Genomic DNA, 24,337 nt, shown 5'->3' on the forward strand with positions numbered 1-24,337 from the left:
GTCAGAGCACCGCGTTGTGGAAGTCGAAGTTCAGATCGCTGCCGGCCGACTGCACCATGTTGCCCTGGATGTAGTCGACACCGCCCACCCACATCGCGGCGGCGGCCTGCGGATCTTCGATCTGCTGGCCGATGATCTGCTGCCCGGCGGCGTGCGCCCGCTCGATTGCCCGGCGCAGCTCTTCGCGCGTGGCCGGATTGGAATGACTGCTGGAGAAGCGCGCGGCCATGCGCACGAACGACAACGGCAGCTGGGTCAGCAGCGCATCGGCTTCGCCCCCGGGTTCGAACTGGCTCAGGCAGAAGCGCACGCCGGCGCCGGCCATGCGCTGGCAGAACTGCTGTAGCGGCACGGTATGGATCAGCGCGTCGGGCAGGCGGACGTCGATCACCAGCGCGCTGCCGGGCAGGTCGCGCTGCTGCAGCGATTCCAGCAGCCAATCCGCGAACGCATCGCGTTGCAGGGTGCGCAGCGACTGCGAAACGAACAGGTTCAGTGGTTGCGTCGCGTGCCGGTAAAGGTCGAGAAGGCCCAGTGCATGGTCCATCACCTGCTGGTCGAGATCGGCGATGCGCCCGGCAGCCTCTGCGGCCGGAATCACCTGGCCTGCCGCCAGCAGCGTACCGTCGGCCTGGCGAAGGCGCAGCAGCAGCTGGTACTGCGCGGTGTTGCCGCCGGCGACGGCGACGATCGGCTGGTAGGCCAGCTCAAGCTGGCCTTCCAGCAGTGCCAGGTGTTCCTGCTCGCTGGTCACGTCGCGGTGCACGTGGCCGGCCACGCCGGCGCTGAGCAGCCGTGCCTGCAGGGTGGTGCGCTCGACTGCCTCCAGCGCGCTGTTGGCATCGTCGAAGCCCGGCGACAGCGGTGCATAGCCGACCACGCCCCGCAGATGCACCGATTCGTCATCGCGGATCACGAAGGCCCGCGCCGACAACTGCTCGCGCAGCGCAGCGGCAATGCCTTCCAGGCTGTCCTCGCTGACATTGCGCGCAAGCAGCAGGAAGCTGTTGTCGTTCAGGCGCGCCAGCAGGTGCGGGTGGCCGGCTTCTGCCAGGCGTTGCCCGGCCTGCACCATCAGGCGCTCGAAGGCGGCATAGCCATAGCGCTCGCGCAGGCCCAGTGCGCTGGATATCTCGACGAACAGCACGCCGCCCTGGTCACGGTGGGCGAGCGCGGCGTTGAGCTGCTGCAGCACGTGATGCCGCGTCGGCAGCCCGGTTTCCGGATTGCTGGTGGCCGGGGTGCCGGATACGCCGGGCAGGGTTGCGGCCTGCGCCCGCGCGCGGCGGATGCGGTTGGCCACGGCGGCGATCAGGTGGCGCGGTCGGATCGGCTTGCTCAGGTAGTCGTCGGCGCCACTGTCGAGCACCTCGAACTGGCGTTCCGGGTCCGGGTCGCCGCTGAGGAACACGATGGGCAGCAGCTGCAGGCCGGGCTGCTGGCGGATCAGCGCGGTCAGGCGCATGCCGTCCAGACCGGGCAGGTGCAGGTCCATCAGGATCAGGTCGGGGCGATGTTCCTTGATCGCCTGCAGCGCACCGTCGGCATCGCTGTGCACGATCGCCTGCATGCCGGCGCCATGCAGCACGCTCTGTGCGAACAGTGCCTGGGCGCGATCATCCTCGACGATCAGCACGCGGTAGGGCGAATCGGAGTGCAGCGGTGCCGGGTCATTGCCGCCGGCCTCGGCCAGCAGGGATGGGCCGGGCAGCGGCGGCGGTGCGCTGCCGATCGATGCGGGTGCGTCGGAGGCGGCCAGCGGCGGAACCGCTGCCGGCGCTGCGGCGACGGCGCTCGCCGGTTCAGCGGTCCAGCGTTGCCAATGATCGGCCGGAGGGGTTTCAGCGCGTCCCGGGCGGGCGCCCGCGGGGGATTCGTTTGCGGCCATCGGTGCTCCTGGTGTTCGCGTCCATTATGCGACAAGCCCGGCGATCAACCGGTGCCGGGCTGGCGTGGGCTGTCGGGCGACGCACTGCGTGCCAGCCAGCGCACGCCTCTCCACAGGGTGCGCCAGACCAGCCACACCAGCAGTGCGCCCGCCAGGCTGCAGGCCAGCACCACGATCAGCGCGATCCACGGGTGTGCCAGGGCCAGGGCCAGGCCACCGACCACCACGGTGTCCTCGGCGGCGGAGGCCACCCAGTTGCTGGCAGGCTCGGGCGAGGTATTGAGCAGGGCGCGGGTGCCTGCCTTCAGGCCGTGGCTGGCCAGCGCGACACCTGCACCGGCAGCAAGTGCGCCGGTGCCCAGCTGCCCATCCGGCGACAGCGTGGCTGCGGCAAGGAAGGCACCTGCGGGTACACGTGCCAGGGTCTGCACCAGATCCCACGCCGAGTCGACGCCGGGAATCTTGTCGGCGAAGAATTCGGTCACCGCCAGCGCCGCCGAGGTGCCCAGCACCCACCACGATTCAGTGGCCTGCAGGGCCGGTGGCAGGTCGACCCAACCGAGCAGGCCGGCCAGGCCGACACCGAACACGGTGAGGTAGACGCGGATGCCGGCCAGCCAGGCCAGCAGGATGCCGATCACGAACAGGTCGGCTTCGGTCATGGCGATGCTCCGGCGACGGAACTGTGCAGGGGACCACACTATCGACGATGGCATGCCTGAACGCCACAGACCGTGGCTCGCCACTGCGCAGGAAACCCACCCGTCCTGTCATACACTAGCCCGTCGTTTGCCACAGGGGCCGTACCGGTGTCGCCCTCGCGATGCCCCGGAATCCACCCATGACCAACCGTCCTCCCATGCGCGTGCAGGTCCGCCTGCCCGGCGCGCCGCAACCGCCGGCCGACCGCCGCCGCCTGCTGGTGATCGGCGGCATCTGGCTGCTCAGCCTGGTGCTGGCGGTGCTCGGCGGCTGCTGGATGGCCACCCCGCGCGATGCGCAGGGCCAGCGCCTGCAGGCCGCCGAGAAGCGTGCCGAGACGCTGCAGGCGCAGCTGACCGAACTGCGCCAGAAGCAGGCCACGCTGGAAGCCTCCGACCGCATCAGCCGCGCCGCCAACACCGAGGTGCAGTCTTCGCTGGCCGAGCGCGATGAGGAAATCGCCGGCCTGCGTGCCGACGTTGCCTTCTATGAGCGCCTGGTGGGTTCGACCAGCCAGCGCAAGGGCCTGAACACCCATTCGATCGAGTTCAGCCCGGAAGCGGCCGGCACCTGGCAGTACACCGCGGTGCTGACCCAGAACCTCAACCGCGGCGCCATCAGCCAGGGGCAGATGCGCTTCACCGTGGAAGGCGTCAAGAACGGCAAGCTGGCCACGATCAGCTGGGATGATCTGCACCAGCGCAGCAAGGTACCGGGACAGGATTACTCGTTCCGGTACTTCCAGCAGCTCACCGGCAGCGTGATGCTGCCGGCTGACTTCACCCCGCAACGCGTGCGGGTGACATTGGGGAGTGGTACGGGGGGTACCACCCAGGTATTCGACTGGAAACAGGCCGGTGCGCCGGCCAGCAAAGGGGAGTAGGCAGATGTTCGGAAGCAGCAAATCCAACCGTGAAGGCCAGCTGGTGGTGGATGCCCTGATCGGCAACCAGGTGGTGATCCGCGGTGATGTGGAATTCAGTGGTGGCCTGTACGTGGAAGGCCGCATCCATGGCAAGGTGATCGCCGCCGAAGGCGCCAGTGGCGCGACCCTGACGGTCGCCGAGCATGGCGTGATCGAGGGCGAGATCCGTGCCCAGGTGGTGGTCATCAGTGGCCGCCTGGACGGCGACGTGCACGCCAGCGAGAAAGTCGAACTGACCCCGAGCGCGCGGGTCAACGGCAACGTCCATTACCAGGTGGTGGAGATGAATGCGGGCGCCCAGCTGAACGGTCGCCTGATCCACGCCAGCGCCCCGATGGCCGCCCTGCCGGCCCCGGAAGCTGATGAGGCCACTGGCGGCAAGGGTGACACCGCTGCGCGCCGCAAGCTGGCCGAGGCGATGGCTTGAAAGCCATCGTCGGCACCCCCATGCTGACACCATGAGCACGCTAGTCTCCCTGCCCGGCGCCACCCCGGCCGCCGCGCCCGATTACCAGTCGCTGGAGCGCCCGCTGAACTTCACCGAGTCGGCGGCCGCCAAGGTCAAATCCCTGATCCAGGAAGAGGGCAACCCCGACCTGGCCCTGCGCGTGTACATCGAAGGTGGTGGCTGTTCGGGCTTCCAGTACGGGTTCGAGTTCGACGAGAACCGTGCCGAGGACGATCTGGCGGTACAGACCAGCGGGGTGACCCTGCTGGTCGACCCGTTGAGCCTGCAGTACCTGATGGGCGCCGAGGTGGACTACACCGAGAGCCTGACCGGTGCACAGTTCGTGATCCGCAACCCGAACGCAAAGACCACCTGCGGCTGCGGCAGCAGTTTCAGCATGTAGGCGGGGCGCGGGGCCTGCGTCCCGCGCGACAAGGTGTGTGGAGCAAGCTCCACACCCACAGACGGCTTCGGCAAAGCCCGCGGCTTGCCACCCGCATCGATTGGCGGCACGCTTGCAGGATGCCCAATACTCCTTCGCCGCTTTCCGGTTTCGCCTTCGTGGGCGAACCGCTGGAGCGCGCCGATGCCCTGCGCGAAGATGCCGATGCACTGGCGCGCCTGTGGCCGGGCGCGCACATTCTGGTGCTCGATCAGGACGGCAGCGCCTTCACCGGCGATGACGACCAGCCGCTGGCGCTGACCGGCGCCGACATCGGCGGCGGTCCCGGCTCCGCGATCTTCCTCGGCCTGCGCGGGGAACAAGCGTGGTTCTCGGTTGAAGCCGCCAGCGTCACCGTCACCGCACCACGTCGCCTCGACCTGCGCCAGGCCGCCCTGCTGTGGTCGGTGGCTGATGCGACCGCTTTCAGCTACGCACGTGGCATGTCCTACTGGCACTCGCGCACCCGTTTCTGCGGAGTATGCGGTGGTGCCGTGGCGTTTGCCCGTGGCGGCTTCGTGGGGCGTTGCGCGCAGTGTTCCACCGAGCACTATCCGCGTGTCGACCCCGCTGTGATCGTGGCGGTTGAAAACCAGGGCCGCCTGCTGCTCGGCCGCCAGTCGAACTGGGCGCCACGTCGCTACTCGGTGCTGGCCGGCTTCGTCGAACCGGGCGAGACCTTCGAGCAGACCGTGGTACGCGAAGTCCACGAAGAGAGCAAAGTGCGGGTGACCGCTTGCCAGTATCTGGGCTCGCAGCCGTGGCCGTTCCCGGGCGCACTGATGGTCGGCTTCCGGGCGCAGGCGCAGGACGATCTGCCGACCGTGGACGGCGAGCTGGAAGACGCGCGCTGGTTCAGTGCCGACGAGGTCGGCGCGGCACTGGCGCGCGATGTGGAGGACGATGGCCAGGGCATCCGCCTGTCGCCGCCGATCTCGATTTCGCGCGGCCTGATCGAGCACTGGTACCGGCAGCAGAAGGGCTGAGGCGGGCCGGCTGGGGTGATTGCATTGCCGCCACCTGAACACGGCACGGGTTACAGTCCGGTTCACCGCTGAGGGCGCCGCTGCGACAGGTAAGGTAGCGGCGCCGAGCGTTCTGTTTCGTAGGGAGACCTGCCATGTTCACCACTCTGGCCGCCGTGCTGGTGGCACTGGCCCTGGGCCATGTTGCTCCGGCCGCTGCTGCCTCGCTGCGCCGTTTCGACGGTTTCCGGCGTTGGCTGGGCTGGCTGGATGCGCGTGGTGGCAAGGCCTGGCAGGGACCGGCCGGCGTTGCCTTGGCCCTGCTGCCGCCGCTGTTGCTGATGGCGCTGCTGGCGTGGCTGTTGCGCGGGGTGCTGTTCGGCCTGCCGTCGCTGCTGCTGGGCGTGGCGGTGCTGGCCTGGTGCTGGGGCCCGCGTGACCTGGACCGCGATATCGAGGCCATCATCGATGCCGATGATGCGGCGACGCGGCAGGCTGCAGTGCGCAACCTGCAGTCGGCCGGCGGCAGCCTGCGCGAGGACATTCCGTCACTGGTCGAGGCGACGGTGCTCAACGCACTGCGGCGCTGGTTCGCGGTGCTGTTCTGGTTCCTGTTGCTGGGCCCGGCTGGCGCGCTCGGTTACCGGTTGCTGGCGCTGATGGCGGAAAGCCCGATGCGTGCCCGCGTGCCGGTCGAGCCGCTGGCGCTGGCGCAGCGGCTGCTGGGCTGGATCGAGTGGCCGGTGGCACAGCTGATGGCGTTCTCGATGGCGCTGGTGGGCAACTTCGATACGGCGTGGAAGGCGTGGCGCCAGGCCCATGGCGAGCGCCTGACCGGCAACACCGGGTTCCTGGGTGCGGTGGCGCGGGCCAGCGTCAACGCCGAACTGCGCGAGGATGCGCACGACTACACCGAGGCGGGGCTGTTGCCGGTGTGGCAGCGGTTGCCGGACCTGCGTGATGCGATGAGCCTGGTGTGGCGGATGCTGCTGCTGTGGCTGGCGATCCTCGCCCTGCTGGTGATTGCAGGCTGGGTGACGTAGGTGTTTTGGCAGGGCTTGCAGCCCTGCACCTGCAGAGGCAACAGAGCAACAGCAACAGCAACAGCAACAGCTGGATTGCTGCGGGTTGGCGGGGTGGGTCGTATGGCGGGGGACGCCGTGAATCCGTCCATGGAGGCTTGGTCGCCGCTTGCTCGTGTGCGCTGTCCTGCGCACACGGCAAGACCCGGGTTGGGCGTCCTGCCCAACCCGCCCGAGGCATGCCTCGGGCCCATGCGGCTCACACCCCCGCCATCCAACCCACCCCGCCTTCGACAGTTTTCCGCGCACGGACGTTCTCCAGAGCCGAGCCATGCTTGGCTCCGAGCGAGCGTAGCGAAGCGATCCGCTTCTGCTTTTGATCTTTTCTTTCTTTTCCGTGGTGGACGCGCACGGAAACTGTCCGTGGCCGGGCGGGATGGGTTTGCGGGGGTGTCCGCGGCATGGATGCCGCGGCCAAGCCTCCACGGACGGATTCACGGCGTCCCCCGCAAACCCATCCCGCCCGGCCAACCCCAAGGCTTCTGCCTTCAAACGCCGCCCACCACGAGGGGCTGCGTCGTTGGCTGGAAACCTAGATCGGTGCCAGTGCAGTGAACGGTGCCCACGGCAGGTTGCGCAGCAGCGCATACCCGGGCAGCACCCAGAGCCAGAACACAGGATTGGCCAGCACCCGCATCAGCGGGTCGAGCACGCGTGGGCGGATGCCGGCGATGTTCAGCAGCATCAGCAACAGGAACGGCAGGCTGATGACCAGCAGCGGGTTCATCGCCATCGCGCCGGGCAGGTCGAAGTGGACCAGGGAATACAGGCAGCGCGTGCTGCCACAGCCCGGGCAGTACAGGCCGGTCAGGGCGTACAGCGGGCAGCTCGGCAGTGGATTGCCGGCGACATACGGATTGACGTTGCGCAGCACCACCGTGGCACCCACGGCCAGGCCGGCGGAAGCCAGCAGCGGTGCCCAGCGGGCGAGTCGGGAACGAGCGGGAAGCGCGGACATGCAACAACGGATCCGGCGCAGGCGCCGGATCCGTCCAGGCGTATCAGTAGCCGCTGTTGCTCATCGCGCCCATGCCGCCGAGCACGACGAAGAACAGCACGTACAGCACGACCAGCACGGCCCAGGCAATGGCCGACCAGATGGCCCACTTCTTGGCCTTGGCGGCGGAGTCCTGGGCGCCGGCGATGTCGCCAGCGGCCAGCTTGCCGTTGACCTGTGCGGCGTAGACGATCGACACGATGCCGGCCGGCAGGCAGCAGAACAGGGTGGTCAGGATGGCCCAGACCAGGTTGTTCGGGACCTGCGGAGTAGCGGTATTCATGGGTTCAAGCTCCTTGATGGGTGGTGGTGGTGAATCATTGGTCGGAAAGAGCGCCCAGTACGGCCAAGCCGCCGAACAGCCCGAGCCACAACAGCAACAGGACCGGCAGGGCCACGGCCGAAGCCACTGCCCACCAGCCCGCCTTGCGCGACGCGCTGTAGGCCCCCGGCAGATCGCCAGCCGCGCGGCGGCCATCGACCTGGGAGGCATAGACGATCGACACCACGCCCAACGGCAGGCAGCAGAACAGCGTCGTCAGGATCGCCCAGACCAGATGGTTGGGGATGTAGACCGGACGGCTGAGCGGTGGTGGTTGATTCAAAGCGAGACTCCATTCCTTGGTGGCCGGCCTTGGTGAATCGGCCGAACCTCCCCCCTGTGGGTGCGTAATCTACCGCAACCGGCGTTGCATGTATGCGTTTACACGCACGGCATGTCGTGTTCGCTACTGGACGGTGGCGTATGCGGGGGAGGTTGCCGGGCCTGCCTGTCAGCCCGATTCTGTCAGGCGTGATCGCCGCGCAGGGCCCGCACCTGGGCTTCCAGCGCCTGGGCGTTGGTGGTGTGGCCGTCCATGGACGGTGCCGCCACTACCTCGACGGTGGCTCGGAAACGGCGCGGCACCCGCATGCGGCCGAGGCGGCTGTCGCGCCGGCTCCACATGCTCGACCACATGCCGCGCAGGGCCATCGGCACCACCGGCACCGGCCGCCGTTCGAGGATCTTCTCGACGCCGGACTTGAACGGGGCCATCGCACCATCCTTGGTCAGTGCGCCTTCCGGGAAGATGCAGACCAGCTCGCCTTCGGCCAACGCGGCGTCGATGTCATCGAACGCGCGCTGCATCAGCGCCGGGTCTTCGCGCGCACCGGCGATCGGGATCGCCTTGGCGGTACGGAAGATCCAGCGCATCACCGGGATGTTGAAGATCCTGTAGTACATGACGAAGCGCACCGGACGCGGAATCGTCGCCGACAGGATCAGTGCGTCCATGTAGCTGACATGGTTGCAGACCAGCAGCGCGGCACCTTCGTCGGGCACGTTGGCTTCGATGCCGTGCGGGCGCAGCCGGTACAGGGTGCGCACCATCAGCCAGCTGAGGAAGCGCATCAGGAATTCGGGGACGATGGTGAAGATGTAGATCGCCACCAGCGCGTTGGCGATGGCCAGCGCCAGGAACTGCTGCGGGATGGTCCAGTGCAGCAGCTTGTGCGCGGCCAGTGACAACAGGGCTGCGCCGACGATGAAGCCGGAATTCTGGATGTTCAGCGCCGCGAACACGCGCGACATCTGCGCCTTCGGCGTGCGGCTCTGGATCAGCGCGAACAATGGCACCACGAAGATACCGGTGAACAGGCCGATGCCGATCAGGTCGATGACGATGCGGATGCTGCCGGGCTGCTGCAGGAAGGTGCCGATGGTCAACCCGTGCACCGTCGCCTCGCCGCTGCGCGCGAAGTACAGGTCAAGCAGGAAGGCGGTCATGCCGAACGCGCCCAACGGCACCAGGCCGATTTCCACCGTGCGTGCCGACAGCTTTTCGCACAGCAGCGAGCCGACGCCGGTGCCGACCGAGAACAGGGCCAGCGCAAAGATATACAGGGTCGGTTCGCCGCCGAGGTTGGTCACCGCATAGGCCGGCAGCTGCGAGGTCAGCACGGTGCCGACGAACCAGAACCAGGACACGCCCAGGATTGAATTGCGCACCGCCTTCTGCTGGCGCGCCATGCGCAGCACCGCCAGCGATTCCGGCAGCGGGTTCCAGTTGATCTTCAGGTCCGGGTCGCCGGCATCGACCTTGGGAATCAGGCGGGCGGCGATGTTGCCGCAGATCGCCAGCGCGATGATCGCGCACGCGGCCACCACCGTGCCATGGCTGCCGGCCACGGTGAACACCAGGCCGCCGACGATCATGCCGGACAGGATCGACATCGAGGTGCCCATCTCGACCAGGCCGTTGCCGCCGGTCAGCTCTTCGGGCTTGAGCACCGAGGGCAGCACCGAGTACTTCACCGGGCCGAACAGGGTTGACTGCATGCCGGTGCAGAACAAGGCGACCAGCAGCACCGGCAGGCTCTGGGTGAGGAAGCCGGTGGCCGCCAGCGACATGATCACGATCTCCATGGTGGTGGTGATCACGATCAGTCGCGATTTTTCCAGCTTGTCGGCGATCTGCCCGGCCAGTGCCGAGAACAGGAAGTACGGCAGGATGAAGATGGCCGGTGCCAGCGTGGCGTACAGCCCCAGTTCTTCCTCCGGCACGGCCATGAACAGCAACATGCCGATGATCGCCTGCCGGTACACGTTGTCGTTGAACGCACCGAGCGCCTGGACCACGAAGAACGGCAGGAAACGGCGCTGGCGCAGCAGGGCGAACTGGTTGTGACCGGACATGGAACCTCCTTGACCGGCGCAGCCTAGCATTCCTGCCTATCCGCTGTGGGTGCGGACCTGTGGGTGCGGACCGTTGGTCCGCACACCTGTCGATGGTCTCAGACGATATCGTCGACCACGCCGCCATCCACGCGCAGTGCTGCACCGGAGGTGGCCGAAGCCTGCGGCGAGGCCAGGTACACCACCATGTTGGCTACTTCCTCGACCGTGGCGGTGCGCTGGATCACCGAAGACGGCCGGTGTGCCATCACGAACTCGCGGCCGATCTGCTCCAGCGGCTTGCCGCTGCGCTGGCGTTCATCTTCGAACATCGCCGCGAAACCGTCGGACAGGGTCGGGCCGGGCAGCACCGCGTTGACGGTGACGCCACTGCCGGCCACGCGCTTGGCCAGGCCGCGCGACAGCGACAGCTGCGCGGTCTTGCTGACACCGTAATGGATCATGTCGGCGGGAATGTTGCGTGCCGATTCGGAGGAGATGAACAGCACGCGGCCCCAGCCGGCGTCGACCATCGCCGGCAGCAGTGCCCGCGACAGGCGCACGCCGGACATCACGTTGGTCTGCCAGTAGCGCTCCCAGGTGGCGTCTTCGGTCTCGAAGAAGTCCTCGGGGCCGAAGATGCCGGCGTTGTTGACCAGGATGTCGACCTTGGGCAGGCCGGCCAGCAGCACATCGACACCGGCTGCATCGGAAAGGTCGGCGGCGACGCCGATCACCTCGGCACCCGGAACGGCGGCGAGCAGGCGCTGGCGGGCGCGTTCGACACTGTCGGTGCTGCGGCCGTTGAGAATGACCCGCGCACCCGCCGCGGCAAGACCCTGGGCGATCGCCAGGCCGATGCCGGCGGTGGAAGCGGTAACGAGCGCGGTGCGGCCGGCGAGTTCGATCTTCATGGGGGGAGTCCAGGAGCAGGAGATCACCCAGTATCCGCGCAGGAACGTGATCGGGATGCAGCGCCAGGCGCAACACACGGTTGCACACGGTGCAGTAGATCAATGTCATGCGTGGATGGACTGCGGGTCGCGCCAGGCCATGCCCGGCGCCGGCCTTCAGGCGAGCGTGCGCACCGCCTCATTGGCCGACGCCCGCACCTTCGGCAGCATCCGCAGCACCAGCGCCATCTGGGTGCGGATCAACTGCAGCTTCGCCGGCATCGCCTCGTCGATCTGCTCCAGCTCGGCCGCCACCGCGCGGTCGGCGTCGTTGTCGTCCTCGCTGACCGGTCTCCGTGCGGTCAGGGCCGAAGCCAGTTGCTGCAGCGCTTTTCGCACGCGCTCACCGGCGGCCAAGGCCAGCGGATCGCCGGCGTAGCTGTCCACCTGGTCGCGGTGTGCACCCAGCGCCGACAAGTGCCCAAGCAGCGTGTTGGAGAGCGCCAGGAAGTGGAAGCCGGCATCCAGGTTGCGACGCACATGACCGGGTTCGCGCAGCATGTTCGACAGCGCGGTGGACAGCGCGGCGTCGGCGTTGTGCATGTCGCGGCGGGCGATGCGATAGGCCAGGTCATCGCGCATGCCGCTGCGGTACTGGTCCAGCACCGAATCCAGGTAGCGCGCGGCGGTATCCAGCACCCGCGCCAGCACAAGGTGCAGCTGGCGGCCCTGCCAGTCGGGCAGGATCAGGAACGCGGCGGCAGCGGCGATCGCGCAGCCCAGCAGCGTGTCGACCATGCGCGGCACGATCAGCACGAAGCCATCGCCGATCAGGTTGAAGCAGGTCAGGGCCATCACCGTGATCGCCGCCGATGCCACCAGGTAGCGGTCGGTGCGGGTGAAGAAGAACAGCAGCGCCGACAGCAGCGCGATCAGCAGTTGCACGTGCAGTTGCGGGAATAACTGCAGCAGCGCCCAGGTGAGCACGAGGCCCGCCACGGTGCCGACGATGCGCTGCGCCAGGCGCTGCCGGGTCGCACCGAAGTTGGGCCGGCACACGAACACGATGGTCAGCAGCACCCACGAGCCGTTCTGCGCATTGAACAGACGGATCGCGGCGAAACCGGCGATCAGCGCCAATGCCATGCGCAGGCCGTGGCGGAACAGGACCGAGCCGGGCGTGAGCTGCTGGCGCACGCGCACGCCCATCTCGCGCAGGGTATGCGGGTTGCTGTCGCGCAGGCGCGTATCGACATTGTCGAGACTGGCCTCGGAGCGTTCGGCGTCCAGCAGGCGGCGTTCGATGCTGCGCAGGTTGTGCACCAGCAGGTCCAGCGAACCCAGCAGGCGCTGCCACTGCGGGCGCTGCTGGTCGCGCAGGTAGGCCAGCGCATCGGCCAGGTCGCGCCCGGCCTGCTGGTTGGTTTCGCCATACACGAACGGGCGGCGCAGGCGGATCGCCTCGCCCAGGCGCGCGCAGGCCTGGCCCTGAAGATCGAGCAGGCGCTGGCAGCGGTACAGCACGTCGCTGTGGAAGAACGCATCGACCAGGGCGCCGTATGGGTAGTGCGAGGAACTGGCGCGCTCGTGGAAATCCTGTGCCATGTAATAGAGGCGCAGGTACAGGCCGGAGTTCACGCCCGGCCGCCCGGAACGGCCGAAGCGGGCGAGAATCGCGGTCTTGGCCTCGTTCAATGCGCCGACCACGCGCCGGTTCTGCTCGGCCAGGTCGAGCTGGCGGCGTTGCAGGTCGGCCTCACGTACCGGTTCGAACAGGGCGGCCTTCAGCTGCAGGTAGCGGCCCAGCTCGATGTAAAGCCGCGCCACGCGCTCGCGCACCGGTCGGTTGGCGAACAGTGCGGTCCACAGGATCGACAGCAGTCCGTACCAGACGGCGCCCGCCAGCAGGTGGCTGACCGCTTGCAGCGCGGTGTGCAGGTCGCTGGCACCGTGCTGCTCCAGCCCGATCATCGTGTAGATCGCCAGCGTTACCGTGGCCTGGGCGATGGATGCGTAGCGCTCGCCGAGCGCGCCCAGCAGGGTCAGGCAGAAGGTGGACAGTGCCAGCGCGCCGATGAAGATCCACGGCCAGGGGAACAGCCAGATCACCGACGCCGCAGCGATGCAGAAACACAGCAGCGACAGCGCCACCGCCTTGGTCCGGCCCCACCAGTTGTCGTCGGTCTCGGCGATGGCGCTGGCGATGATGCCCAGGAATACGCCGGGCAGGGCGGTCAGCGCATCCAGCTGCCAGCACACGGCAAGCGCTGCGGTCAGGGCGATGAACACGCGCAGGCCGTAACTGGCCTTCTCGTGGGCCCACAGGCGGCTGAGGCGGGATTGGCGGGCGGGCATGCAGGCTCGGCGGAAGGATCTCCCACCATTATTGCGGGGTGCGCGTGAAATATGGAGGGCGGACCACCGCGGTAGTGCCGGCCGCTGGCCGGCAGATTTTCCGTACCGAGAAAGCCGGCCAGCGGCCGGCTCTACCCATAGATCCACGCCATGCGTGGATGGGCCGTTCTACGCACGCTGCGCGCGCTTGAGCAGCTTCGCTTCGCGCTTGCGTGCGCGACGTGCCCGCCAGCGTTCGGCCAGGCACGAGAAGATCACGTACAGCGCCGGCGTGCTGAGCAGGGTCAGGCTCTGCGAGAACAGCAGGCCGCCGATCATCGCGATGCCCAGCGGGCGGCGCAGTTCGGAGCCTTCGCCCAGGCCGATCGCCAGCGGCACCGCCGCCAGGATCGCCACCATCGTGGTCATCATGATCGGGCGGAAGCGCACGATGCTGGCCTCGCGCGCGGCATCGCGCGGTGCCAGGCCATGCTCGCGCTGCGCCACCAGCGCGAAGTCGATCATCATGATCGCGTTCTTCTTGACGATGCCGATCAACAGCACCAGCGCGATCATCGAGATCACCGACAACTCGGTGTTGGTGCCGAACAACGCGAGCAGTGCACCCACGCCCGCCGCCGGCAGCGTGGACAGGATGGTGACCGGATGGATCAGGCTCTCGTAGAGCATGCCCAGCACCAGGTACACGGTCAGGATCGCGGCGAACACCAGGATCAGCATGTCGCTGGGGTCGGAGTTGAAGCCGAAGCCCGCATCATCGGCCAGGCGGATGTCACCAGGCATGCGCATGCCGGCCACGGTCGCGTCGATGATCGCCTTGGCCTCACCCATGCTCACGTTCGGAGCCAGGTTGTAGCTGAGGTCCATCGTCGTGTACTGGTTCTCGTGGGTGATCTGCGACGGGGCCAGGCCGGGCATCTGCGTGGCCACCGCGGTGATCGGCACCATGTCGCCATTGCGCGCACGTACGTACACCTCGTCCAGCGCGGCGGGGGTGGCGGTCTGCGAGGGCAGGGCGTTGACCACCACGCTGTACTGGTTGATGTCCGAATAGATGGTGGAGATCTGGCGCTGGCCGAACGCACCGTACAGCGCACCGTCGATGGCACCCACGGTGATGCCCAGGCGTGCGGCCTTGGCGCGGTCGATCTGGATGTTCTGGCGCAGGCCGGCGTTGTCCACGTCGGTACCGACATCGCGCAGCTTGGGGTTCTTCTTCAGCTCCGCCTGCAGCTTGGGCAGCCATTCCTGCAGCGATGCCAGGTCGTTGCCCTGCAGCGAGATGCGGTACTGCGCGCCCTGGCTGGAACCGCCGCCATCGTTGCTGGGCAGATCCTGGATCGCGCGCAGGCGCAGCTGCAGGTCGGGGTAGCGGTCGGCCTTGGCACTCAGCCGTGCGAGTGCGTGCGCGGTGGTCTCGCGACGGCCATCGCTGCGCGACTTCAGCTCGATGTTGAACTGTGCGCTGGAGCCCTGGCGGCCGCTGCCCAGGCGCACGCCCACGGTCTTCACCGCGGGGTCGGCCATCAGCATGTCGGTGATGCGGCGCTGGCGGGCGACCATGTCCTCGAAGGACACCGTGGCGCTGGAATTGGCGCGGCCCCAGATCAGGCCGGTGTCCTGCGGCGGGAACGCGCCCTTTTTCACCGCGCCGAACAGGAAGACGGTGGCGCCGATCAGGATCAGCGGGGTCAGCGACAGCAGCAGCGCGTGGCGCAGCGAGAAGTCGAGGAAGACCGTGTAGATGCGAAGCATGCGCTCATGGCCGGCATCCAGCCAGCGGCCGAAGCGCGACGGCGGCGCGCTGTGGTCGTGTGCGCTGAGGAACCGGCTGCACAACGCCGGAGTCAGCGTCAGCGAGACGATCATCGAGACCACGATGGCCGCCACCAGGGTGACGGTGAATTCGCGGAAGAACGCACCCATCATGCCGCTGGCGAACAGGAGCGGGATGAACACCGCCACCAGCGAGGCGGTGATCGAGACGATGGTAAAGCCGATCTCGCGCGCGCCGGTGAGCGCCGCCTGCATCCGCGGCATGCCTTCGTCGAGGTGGCGCATGATGTTCTCGATCACCACGATCGCATCGTCGACCACGAAGCCGATGGCGATCACCAGCGCCAGCAGGCTCAGGTTGTTCAGGGTGAAGCCCATCACGTACATCACCAGCGCGGCACCGGCCAGCGACAGCGGCACGGTCACCGCAGCGATCAGCGTGGGTGCCAGCCGGCGCAGGAACAGCGCCATGGTCAGCACCACCATCGCCAGGCTGATCAGCAGGGTGATCTGCACTTCATGCAGCGACGAGCGGATGGTCGGCGTACGGTCGAAGTACGGCGTCATCGTGGTGCCGGGCTGCAGGTAATCGCGCAGGGTCGGGATCTGCGCCTTGACCCGGTCCACGGTCTCCACGATGTTGGCCCCGGCACGGGTGAACACGTACATCACCACCGCCGGTTTGTGGTCGAACCACGCGGCCTGGTAGGCATCCTGCTGGCCGTCGTAGACGTTGGCGATGTCCTTCAGGCGGATCACCCGGCCATCGCCCTGGGTCTTGACCACCAGGTCGGCGAAGTCGGCGGCACGCGCCACCGAGTCGTTGGCGATGATCGCGGTAGTGGTGTTGCCGTCGCTGAGGAAACCGGTGGGCGAGGTCACGTTGGCCGCGCGCACGGCGTTGCGCAGGTCATCGGCGGTCAGGCCGAGCGCGTTCATCAGGCGCAGGTTGACGTCCACACGCACCGCCGGCGTCGAAGCGCCAGCGATGTCGACCGAAGCAACGCCGCTGATCTGGCGGATGCGCTGGGCCAGCAGCGAGTCGGCGACGTTGTACAGCTCGTCGGCCGACTGCGTCTGCGAGGTCAGCGCGATGGCGATGACCGGGTCGTCGTTCGGATTCGCCTTCTGGTACATCGGCGAGCCCATGCCCGAAGGCAGGTCGGCCTGCGCCGAGTTGATCGCGGTCTGCACGTCCAGCGCGGCCGAATCGATGTTGTGGCCGCTCTGGAAGATCATGAACACCAGCGAGCTGCCTTCCGAGCTCGACGAGCGCATGCGGTCGATGCCCGGCAGCTGGCCGAGGTGGCGCTCCAGCGGCGCGGTGACTGTCGAGGCCATGGTCGCCGCATCCGCGCCGGACTGGCTGGCGTGCACGAAGATCACCGGGATCTCGATGTTCGGCAGTGCCGATACGCCCAGGCGCAGGTAGCAGATCAGGCCGACCATGAACAGGCCGATGGCCAGCAGCGCGGTGCCGATCGGGCGGCGGATGAAGGGGCCGGACAGGTTCATCGTGCGGCCCACCGCAGCAGCGGGGCGTGGATCATGCCTGCGGCTCCTGCAGCGAACCGTTGCGCAGTGCGCGCTGCTCGCGGCGGCGCGCCAGCCATTCGGAGAAGCGTTCCATGTACAGGTAGATCACCGGCGTTGTGTACAGCGTGACCAGCTGCGACAGCAGCAGGCCGCCGACGATGGCGATGCCCAGCGGGCGGCGCAGCTCCGAGCCGATGCCGGTGCCCAGCGCCAGCGGCAGTGCGCCGAGCATTGCCGCGGCGGTGGTCATCATGATCGGACGGAAGCGCAGCAGGCAGGCGCGGCGGATCGCTTCATGCGCGTTGGCACCGGCGCGACGCGCCTCGATCGCGAAGTCCACCATCATGATACCGTTCTTCTTGACGATGCCGATCAGCAGCACGATGCCGACGATGCCGTCCACCGACAGGCTCAGCCCGCACAGCATCAGCGCCAGCAGCGCGCCGACACCGGCCGGCGGCAGCGTGGAGATGATCGTGATCGGGTGGATGTAGCTCTCGTAGAGCACGCCCAGCACGATGTAGATCACCACCAGCGAGGCCAGCAGCAGCCACACCACGTCGGTCTGGCTGCCGGTGAACTCGGCGGCCTTGCCGATGAACTCGGCATGCAGGTGGGTGGGCATGTCCAGGCTGTCCTTGGTTTCCTGGATCGCACGCACCGCTTCGGACAGCGAGTAGCCCGGCGCCACGTTGAACGACACGGTCACCGCCGGCAGCTGCTGCTGGTGGCTGACCACCAGCGGTGCGCTGCTGACCTTGCCTTCGGCCAGCGCCGACAGCGGGATGATGTTGCCGGCGCCGACGGTGATGCCGGTGTTCTGCGCGCCGATGCCGGTGGCGGTGGACGAGTTGGACGAGGTGACCTGGCCGAAGCTGGTGGCATTGGTGCCGGTCAGCGCGCCGGCGCCGTTGGAAGCCACGGCCAGCTGTTCCATCAGCGCGGTGCTGGTACGGAACTCCGGCGCCACTTCCAGCACAACCCGATACTGGTTGAGTTCGGTGAAGATGGTCGAGATCTGGCGCTGGCCGAACGCATCGTAGAGCGTGTCGTCGATGGTCTGCATCGGCACGCCCAGCACACTGGCCTTGTCGCGGTCGATGTTCAGTTCAAGCGCGCGGCCCTGGTTGGACAGGTTGTTGTCCACGTCGGCCAGTTCCGGGCGCTTGCGCAGCGCTTCGGTCAGGCGCGTGGCCTGCGTGGCCACTTCGGCGCTGTCCACGTCCGACAGCGAGTACTGGTATTCGGTGGCGGCCACGCGGGTATCGAGGGTCACGTCCTGCACCGGTTTCAGGTACAGGGCCACGCCCGGAATACCGGCTACCGCCTTCTGCAGGCGCGGCAGGATCTCATCCAGGCCATCACGCTGGCTGCGCTCCTTCAGCACGATCGACAGCTGGCCCTGGTTGAGCGTGGGGTTCATGCTGCCGGCACCGATGAACGCCGACACGCCGGTCACGTCCGGATCCTGGCGCAGCGCTTCGGCAACCTGCCTGGTGCGCTGTTCCATCTGCGGGAAAGCGATGTTCTGGTCGGCCTGCACCACGCCGGTGATCAGGCCGGTGTCCTGCTCGGGCAGCAGCCCCTTGGGAATCAACACGTACAGCAGCACGGTCAGTACCAGCGCGCCACCGGCCACGGCCAGGGTCAGGCGCTGGTGGCCCAGCACCCAGTCCAGGCTGTGCTCGTACAGGCCGACGGTGCGCGTCCACAGGTTCTGTTTGCCGGCCGCCGCTGCGCGCTCATGCGCATCCTCGCCCTCGGGCAGGGCATCGGGCTTGAGCAGGTAGGCGCACATCATCGGGGTCAGCGTCAGCGAGATCAGCATCGACAGCACCACGGCGATGCTCAGCACCCAGGCGAACTCGTGGAACAGGCGGCCGGTGACGCCAGGCATCAGCAGCAGCGGCAGGAACACCGCCACCAGCGAGACCGTCAGCGACAGCACGGTGAAGCCGATCTGGCGTGCGCCGATCTCGGCCGCTTCCTTGCCACTCTTGCCCTGCTCGATGTAACGCACGATGTTCTCGATCATCACGATCGCATCGTCGACCACGAAGCCGGTAGCCACCACCAGCGCCATCAGCGACAGGTTGTCCAGCGACATGCCGGCAAAGGCCATCACAGCGAAGGTGCCGGCCAGCGACAGCGGCACCGCCACCGAGGGGATGATGGTGGCCCACAGCCGGCGCAGGAACACGAAGATCACCGCCACCACCAGGCCGATGGTGAGGATCAGGGTGAACTGCACTTCATGCACCGAGGCGCGGATGGTCTCGGTGCGGTCGTTGAAGATCTCCAGGTGCACGTCGGCCGGCAGCACGCCCTGCAGCTGGGGCAGGATCGCGCGGATGCGCTCGACGGTCTGCACGATGTTGGCGCCCGGCTGGCGACGCACTTCCAGCAGCACCGCCGGCTTGCCATCGGCCCAGGCCGCCAGCTGGTCGTTCTCCACGCCGTCGACCACCTCGGCCACGTCGGACAGCCGCACCGGGCGGCCGTTCTTGTAGCTGATGATGGTGTCGCGGTACTCGGCGGCGCTGGCCAGCTGGTCGTTGGTGCCGATGCTGTAGGACTGGGTCTTGCCGTTCAACGAGCCCTTGGGCGCATTGACGTTGGCCTGGGTGAGCGCGCTGCGCAGCTGTTCCAGGGTCAGGCCCATGTTCGACAGCTGCGCCGGATTGACCTGGATGCGCACGGCCGGGCGCACGTTGCCGGCAATCGAGACCAGGCCGACGCCCTGCACCTGCGACAGGCGCTGGGCCAGGATCGAGTCGGCGTAATTGTTGACGTCGCGCAGCGGGCGCGTGTCAGAGGTCAGTTTCAGGGTGACGATGGCCGCGTCGGCCGGGTTCACCCGGTTGTAGACCGGCTGGTAGGGCAGCGACGAGGGCAGGGTGGCCTGGCGGATCGCCGCCTGCACGTCCTGCGCGGCGATGTCGATGTCGCGGTCCATCGAGAACTGCAGGATGATCGTGGACAAGCCAGCCGACGAGTCGGAGGTCATCAGCTCCAGCCCGGAGATCTGGCCGAACTGGCGCTCCAGCGGCGTGGTGACCAGCGAGGCCATGGTGGTGGCGTTGGCGCCGGGGTACTGGGTGGTGACCACCAGGCTGGGCGCATCGATTTCCGGCAGCGCCGACACCGGCAGCTTGCGGTAACCGAGGATGCCCAGCAGCAACAGGCCCGCCATCAACAGCGAGGTAGCGATCGGGCGGCGGATGAAGATCGTCGAAAAGCCCACGGACTGATCCTTGCTGGCACTTCAATGTCGGCGCCGGCGGGTCCGCCGGCGCGAGGGAGAACCGTGGCCTGCGCTCAGCGCGGACCGCCACCGCGACGGCCACCGCCGCCACCGTTCTTCTGCTCGGCCGCCTTCAGCTCGGCCTCGGTCGGTGCGGCCGGGGTTTCGCCCGGCTTCAGCGCGGTGACCTTGCTGCCCGGCTTCAGGCGGAACTGGCCTTCACTGACCACCCGCTCGCCGCCCTTCAGGCCTTCGGCGATCTGCACCTGGCTGTCGCCCACTTCCACGCCGCTGCGCACGGTCTGCATCTTCACCGTGTTGTCGCCCTGCACGACGTAGACGTACTCGCCATCCGGCCCACGCAGCACGGCCTGGGTCGGAATGACCACGCCGCCGGCAATCGTGCGCAGCTGCATGCGCACGTTGACGAACTGGCCCGGCCACAGGCCGTTGTCGGTGTTGTCGAACAGCGCGCGCGCCTTGAAGGTGCCGCTGTCGGCACTGATCAGGTTGTCGACCACGTCCAGCTTGCCGTCGCCGGACAGCACGTGCGAGTCGGCGCGGTCCAGTGCCGCCACCGGCACCGCGCCGGTGGCCTGCGCCTGGCGCACGTCGCCGAGCTGGCGTTCGGGCAGGTTGAACAGGACGTGGATCGGGTGGATCTGGGTCAGGGTGACCAGCGCGGTGCCGGCGTTGACCACGTTGCCCGCGTCGACCGCGCGGATGCCGGCGATGCCGGTGATCGGTGCGGTGACCCTGGTGTACTGCAGCTGCACCTGTGCCGAGCGCATGCTGGCCTCGTTCGCCGCGACTGCGCTTTCGTACTGTGCCACTTGGTTTCGCTGTGTATCCAGATCGGTCTTGGCGACGAACTGGCGGTACTCCGGCGCATTGGAGCGCTGGTAGTTGGAGCGCGCGGTGGCCAGCAGCGCCTCGTTCTGGCGCTTGGCTGCCGCGGCCTGGTCATAGCTGGCCTGGGCGGTGCGTGGATCGATCACTGCCAGCACGTCGCCCTTCTTCACTTCCTGGCCTTCGCGGAAGTTCAGGCTCATCAGCTGGCCACCGACCTGCGGGCTGACGGTGACGGTGTTCATTGCCGTCACGGTACCCAGTGCGCTGGCATACACCGGTACGTCCTGGTGCGTGGCCTCGACCACGGTCACCGGCACCGGGCCGGCATCCGGGTCTTCGCCACCCTGGCGCGCTCCCGCTGCCGGCTTTCCAGCCTTGTCCTTGCCCCCGCCGATGACGCGCAGGCCGACCACGGCCAGCACCAGAACCGCCACGACCAGCAGCACGATCTTCCAAACACGTGACATTACGAGGACTCCAAGAGGGCTGGACGGGGCGCGGCCCCGGTTGGCAATGCGCAAAGCATACCTGTGCCACATCACGTTTCCTGCATGACGGATGGGACGGGCGCTAAGACCGGATCCGGCCGCGGAGGTTCCCGTGGCGGCGGTGTTGCCCTACATTCAGCTGGACCCCTCTTGCTGTGGAGATTGCGATGCGCCGTTCGCTGCTGCTGTCCGCCCTGCTGCTGGCCCTGCCGGCCGTTGCCCACGCCCAGGACGGGCAACGCCCCGAAGTGACCGCCGCTGCCCAGCGCCTGCAGGCCAAGGTGGTTGAATGGCGCCGCGACTTCCATCAGCACCCGGAACTGTCCAACCGCGAGGCGCGCACCTCGGCCGAGGTCGCCAAGCGCCTGCGTGCGATGGGCCTGAAGCCGAAGACCGGCATCGCCCACCACGGCGTGGTGGCGATCATCGAAGGCGGCAAGCCCGGGCCGAAGATCGCCCTGCGCGCGGACATGGACGCGCTGCCGGTGACCGAACAGACCGGCCTGCCGTTCGCCTCGAAAGCCACCGACCAGTACCGCGGGCAGACCGTGGGCGTGATGCATGCCTGCGGCCATGACGCGCACACCGCCACCCTGCTCGGCGTGGCCGAGGCACTGGTGTCGATGAAGAAGGATCTGCCGGGCCAGGTGATGCTGATCTTCCAGCCGGCCGAAGAGGGTGCACCGCCGCCGGAAGAGGGGGGTGCTGCCCTGATGCTGAAGGAAGGCCTGTTCGCCGACTTCAAGCCGGAAGCCGTGTTTGGCCTGCATGTGTTCTCCAGCGTGCAGGCTGGGCAGATCGCCGTGCGCGGTGGCCCGCTGATGGCGGCTTCGGATCGTTTCGGGATCAAAGTGATCGGTCGGCAGACGCATGGCTCGGCGCCGTGGAACGGTGTTGATCCGATCGTGGCCACCGCTGACCTGGTCGGCACCGCGCAGACCATCGTCAGCCGCCGCGCGAACCTGTCCAAGCAGCCGGCGGTGCTGACGTTCGGCGCGATCAACGGTGGCATCCGCTACAACATCATTCCGGATGAAGTGGAAATGGTCGGCACCATCCGTACCTTCGACGAAGGCATGCGGCAGCAGATCTTCGCCGACCTGCGCAACGTGGCCGAGCACACCGCCGCCGCGCACGGTGCCAAGGCGGTGACGGACATCTACGAGTCGGAGGGCAATCCGGCCACGGTGAACGACCCGGCGCTGACCGCGAAGATGCTGCCGAGCCTGCAGGCAGTGGTGGGCAAGGACAACGTGTACGAGCCACCGCTGCAGATGGGTGCGGAGGATTTCTCGCTGTACGCGAAGGAAGTGCCGGGGATGTTCTTCTTCGTTGGTTCCACCAGCGTGGGCATCGACCCGGCGACGGCGCCGGCCAACCACTCCCCGAAGTTCCTGCTGGATGAGAAGGCGCTGGATGTGGGACTGCGCGCGCTGCTGCAGGTGAGCCTGGATTACCTGCACGGTGCAGGCACTCCGGCGGGGTGAGGGTTTCCGGCAGGGCTTGCAGCCCTGCACCCGCTTGGATCAACGGCAACGTCAACGTCAAAAGTGGGCATTCCGTGGGATGGCGGGGTGGGTCCGGTTGAGGGGGACGCCGTAAACCCGTCCATGGGGGCTTGGCCGCGGCATCCATGCCGCGGACACCCCCTCAACCGGACCCACCCCGCCTTCGACAGTTTCCCGCGGCTGTTGGTGCCCGCTGCTGTTGGTGGGTGCCGACCGTTGGTCGGCACGGCGGACGTCATGAATGTCTGAAGGATCGGCTTCTGATTTTGATTTTCCTGATCTTTCCCGTGGTGGTGGTGGCGCGCAAGGAACTGTCAGGGGCCGGGTGGGTAGGCGGGGCGGGGGTGTCCGCGGCATGGATGCCGCGGCCAAGCCCCCAAGGACGGGTTTACGGCGTCCCCCGACCCGCCTACCCACCCGGCCAAGCCGATAGACCGCCTTCCACGACCAACCAACAAAACCACCACGGAGGGGCTCCGCCGTTGGCCAGCCCGGCCGAAGGCCCGCCGTCCGCGCGATACAATGACCCCCATGAACACCCCACAGGATTCCAGCCTCGGTCGCGAGGTCAGTTACCCGTCGCAGTACGATCCCGGCCTGCTGTTTCCCATCCCCCGCAGCGGCGCCCGCGCCGAAATCGGCCTCGATGACGCCGCGCTGCCGTTCGTCGGCCATGACCGCTGGCACGCCTTCGAGCTGAGCTGGCTCGACCCGCGTGGCAAGCCGCAGGTGGCCGTGGCCACCGTGCAGGTGCCGTGCACCTCGCCGCGGCTGATCGAATCGAAGTCGTTCAAGCTGTACCTCAACTCCCTCAACAGCACCCGCATCGACAGCGCCGAGGCACTGCGCGCGCGCATCGTGGCGGATCTGTCAGATTGTGCCGGTGCGCCGGTCCAGGTCGAGTTCGGGCTGCCGGGCCTGCGCGAGACGCCGCTCGGTGAATCCATCGACGGGCTGGAGCTGGAGATCGACTGCTACGGCCCGCCGCAGGCGGACTTTCTCTCGGCCAATGCCGGTGAGGTGGTGGAGGAGACCCTGGTCTCGGCACTGCTGAAGTCCAACTGCCCGGTCACCGGCCAGCCGGACTGGGCGACGGTCAGCCTGCGTTACCGCGGGCCGAAGATCGATCGTGCCGGCCTGCTGCGCTATCTGGTGAGCTACCGCGAGCACGCCGAGTTCCACGAGCAGTGCGTTGAGCGGATCTTCAGCGAGGTGTCTGCGCGCTGCCAGCCGCAATGGCTGGAAGTGGAGGCGCGCTATACCCGCCGTGGCGGCCTGGACATCAATCCGTGGCGTGCCAGTCCCGGCATTGCCGCCCCGGCCGCGACCTACCGCGAACTGCGCCAGTAACCGCCGCAGGCGGTTGCCCGTTGTGCCGGGCCATGCCCGGCGAGCGCCGGCCAGCGGCCGGCACTACCATGATTCGCAGGCGGTTACGGGTAGTGCCGGCCGCTGGCCGGCAATCGGCCAAGGCCGGATCCCCCTGGCACAGCCTGCCAGCGGCCGGCACTACCGGGCACCGTCTCTCCCGATTGTTCAGCCGCCCCCCGGGGCGGCTTCACATCTGCACCATCCCCATT

General features: G+C 67.7%; 18 protein-coding genes. 7 read left to right on the forward strand and 11 right to left on the reverse strand.

Annotated features, from left to right (window positions below; translation table 11 throughout):
• Window position 1 precedes the first annotated feature (1 nt).
• Both AC5P9F_RS03575 and AC5P9F_RS03580 read right to left on the reverse strand, forming a co-directional pair.
• On the reverse strand, window positions 2-1,888 hold the full coding sequence (locus tag AC5P9F_RS03575; protein ID WP_005411306.1) for an EAL domain-containing protein: 1,887 nt from the start codon (window positions 1,886-1,888) through the stop codon (window positions 2-4).
• A gap of 44 nt (window positions 1,889-1,932) precedes the next feature.
• Window positions 1,933-2,550: a DUF4126 domain-containing protein gene (locus tag AC5P9F_RS03580; RefSeq protein ID WP_495231888.1), complete on the reverse strand. Its 618-nt coding sequence runs from the start codon at window positions 2,548-2,550 to the stop codon at window positions 1,933-1,935.
• Between the two features lie 179 nt (window positions 2,551-2,729).
• Here AC5P9F_RS03580 and AC5P9F_RS03585 point away from each other — a divergent pair, with 179 nt between their 5' ends.
• The 5 genes from AC5P9F_RS03585 (at window position 2,730) to ampE (ending at window position 6,413) form a co-directional block, all read left to right on the forward strand.
• A complete protein-coding gene (locus AC5P9F_RS03585; protein WP_005411304.1) occupies window positions 2,730-3,473 on the forward strand; it encodes a DUF6776 family protein in 744 nt (247 codons plus the stop codon).
• A 4-nt stretch (window positions 3,474-3,477) separates the two neighbouring features.
• Entirely contained in the window at window positions 3,478-3,942 is a 465-nt protein-coding gene (locus AC5P9F_RS03590; RefSeq protein WP_005411303.1) for a bactofilin family protein, read from the forward strand.
• A 31-nt stretch (window positions 3,943-3,973) separates the two neighbouring features.
• Complete coding sequence (erpA, locus tag AC5P9F_RS03595) at window positions 3,974-4,366, forward strand: iron-sulfur cluster insertion protein ErpA (protein WP_005411302.1); 393 nt, start codon at window positions 3,974-3,976, stop codon at window positions 4,364-4,366.
• 119 nt (window positions 4,367-4,485) lie between these two features.
• On the forward strand, window positions 4,486-5,391 hold the full coding sequence (gene nudC, locus AC5P9F_RS03600) for an NAD(+) diphosphatase (protein ID WP_005414687.1): 906 nt from the start codon (window positions 4,486-4,488) through the stop codon (window positions 5,389-5,391).
• Between the two features lie 134 nt (window positions 5,392-5,525).
• Window positions 5,526-6,413, forward strand: coding sequence for a regulatory signaling modulator protein AmpE (gene ampE, locus AC5P9F_RS03605; protein WP_005414686.1), 888 nt, complete (start codon window positions 5,526-5,528; stop codon window positions 6,411-6,413).
• Between the two features lie 571 nt (window positions 6,414-6,984).
• Here the strand turns inward: ampE and AC5P9F_RS03610 are convergent.
• From AC5P9F_RS03610 to AC5P9F_RS03650, 9 genes are all read right to left on the reverse strand, one after another.
• Window positions 6,985-7,410: a DUF2752 domain-containing protein gene (locus tag AC5P9F_RS03610; protein ID WP_005411299.1), complete on the reverse strand. Its 426-nt coding sequence runs from the start codon at window positions 7,408-7,410 to the stop codon at window positions 6,985-6,987.
• A gap of 43 nt (window positions 7,411-7,453) precedes the next feature.
• The gene (locus tag AC5P9F_RS03615) at window positions 7,454-7,732 is read right to left on the reverse strand and encodes a CD225/dispanin family protein (RefSeq protein WP_005411298.1); all 279 of its coding nucleotides are present in this window, start codon (window positions 7,730-7,732) and stop codon (window positions 7,454-7,456) included.
• Window positions 7,733-7,766: 34 nt separating this feature from the next.
• Window positions 7,767-8,054, reverse strand: a complete 288-nt coding sequence (locus AC5P9F_RS03620; RefSeq protein WP_005411297.1) for a CD225/dispanin family protein — start codon at window positions 8,052-8,054, stop codon at window positions 7,767-7,769.
• A gap of 182 nt (window positions 8,055-8,236) precedes the next feature.
• Window positions 8,237-10,126, reverse strand: a complete 1,890-nt coding sequence (locus tag AC5P9F_RS03625) for an MFS transporter (protein WP_099472743.1) — start codon at window positions 10,124-10,126, stop codon at window positions 8,237-8,239.
• Window positions 10,127-10,224: 98 nt separating this feature from the next.
• Complete coding sequence (locus AC5P9F_RS03630) at window positions 10,225-11,019, reverse strand: SDR family NAD(P)-dependent oxidoreductase (RefSeq protein ID WP_012481431.1); 795 nt, start codon at window positions 11,017-11,019, stop codon at window positions 10,225-10,227.
• Between the two features lie 156 nt (window positions 11,020-11,175).
• Complete coding sequence (gene yccS / locus AC5P9F_RS03635; protein ID WP_111173671.1) at window positions 11,176-13,353, reverse strand: YccS family putative transporter; 2,178 nt, start codon at window positions 13,351-13,353, stop codon at window positions 11,176-11,178.
• A gap of 168 nt (window positions 13,354-13,521) precedes the next feature.
• On the reverse strand, window positions 13,522-16,644 hold the full coding sequence (locus AC5P9F_RS03640) for an efflux RND transporter permease subunit (protein WP_005411292.1): 3,123 nt from the start codon (window positions 16,642-16,644) through the stop codon (window positions 13,522-13,524).
• Between the two features lie 31 nt (window positions 16,645-16,675).
• Entirely contained in the window at window positions 16,676-19,909 is a 3,234-nt protein-coding gene (locus tag AC5P9F_RS03645; protein WP_154329630.1) for an efflux RND transporter permease subunit, read from the reverse strand.
• A 74-nt stretch (window positions 19,910-19,983) separates the two neighbouring features.
• Window positions 19,984-21,228: an efflux RND transporter periplasmic adaptor subunit gene (locus tag AC5P9F_RS03650; RefSeq protein ID WP_005414679.1), complete on the reverse strand. Its 1,245-nt coding sequence runs from the start codon at window positions 21,226-21,228 to the stop codon at window positions 19,984-19,986.
• 188 nt (window positions 21,229-21,416) lie between these two features.
• Here AC5P9F_RS03650 and AC5P9F_RS03655 point away from each other — a divergent pair, with 188 nt between their 5' ends.
• Together AC5P9F_RS03655 and queF are read left to right on the forward strand one after the other, a co-directional pair.
• A complete protein-coding gene (locus tag AC5P9F_RS03655) occupies window positions 21,417-22,736 on the forward strand; it encodes a M20 family metallopeptidase (protein WP_012481426.1) in 1,320 nt (439 codons plus the stop codon).
• A gap of 552 nt (window positions 22,737-23,288) precedes the next feature.
• Window positions 23,289-24,107 (forward strand): NADPH-dependent 7-cyano-7-deazaguanine reductase QueF, encoded by an 819-nt coding sequence (queF, locus tag AC5P9F_RS03660; RefSeq protein WP_012481425.1) that lies wholly within the window; start codon window positions 23,289-23,291, stop codon window positions 24,105-24,107.
• The last annotated feature ends 230 nt before the right edge of the window (window positions 24,108-24,337 follow it).

The organism is Stenotrophomonas sp. YJH_SMC_4 (genome assembly GCF_059371575.1).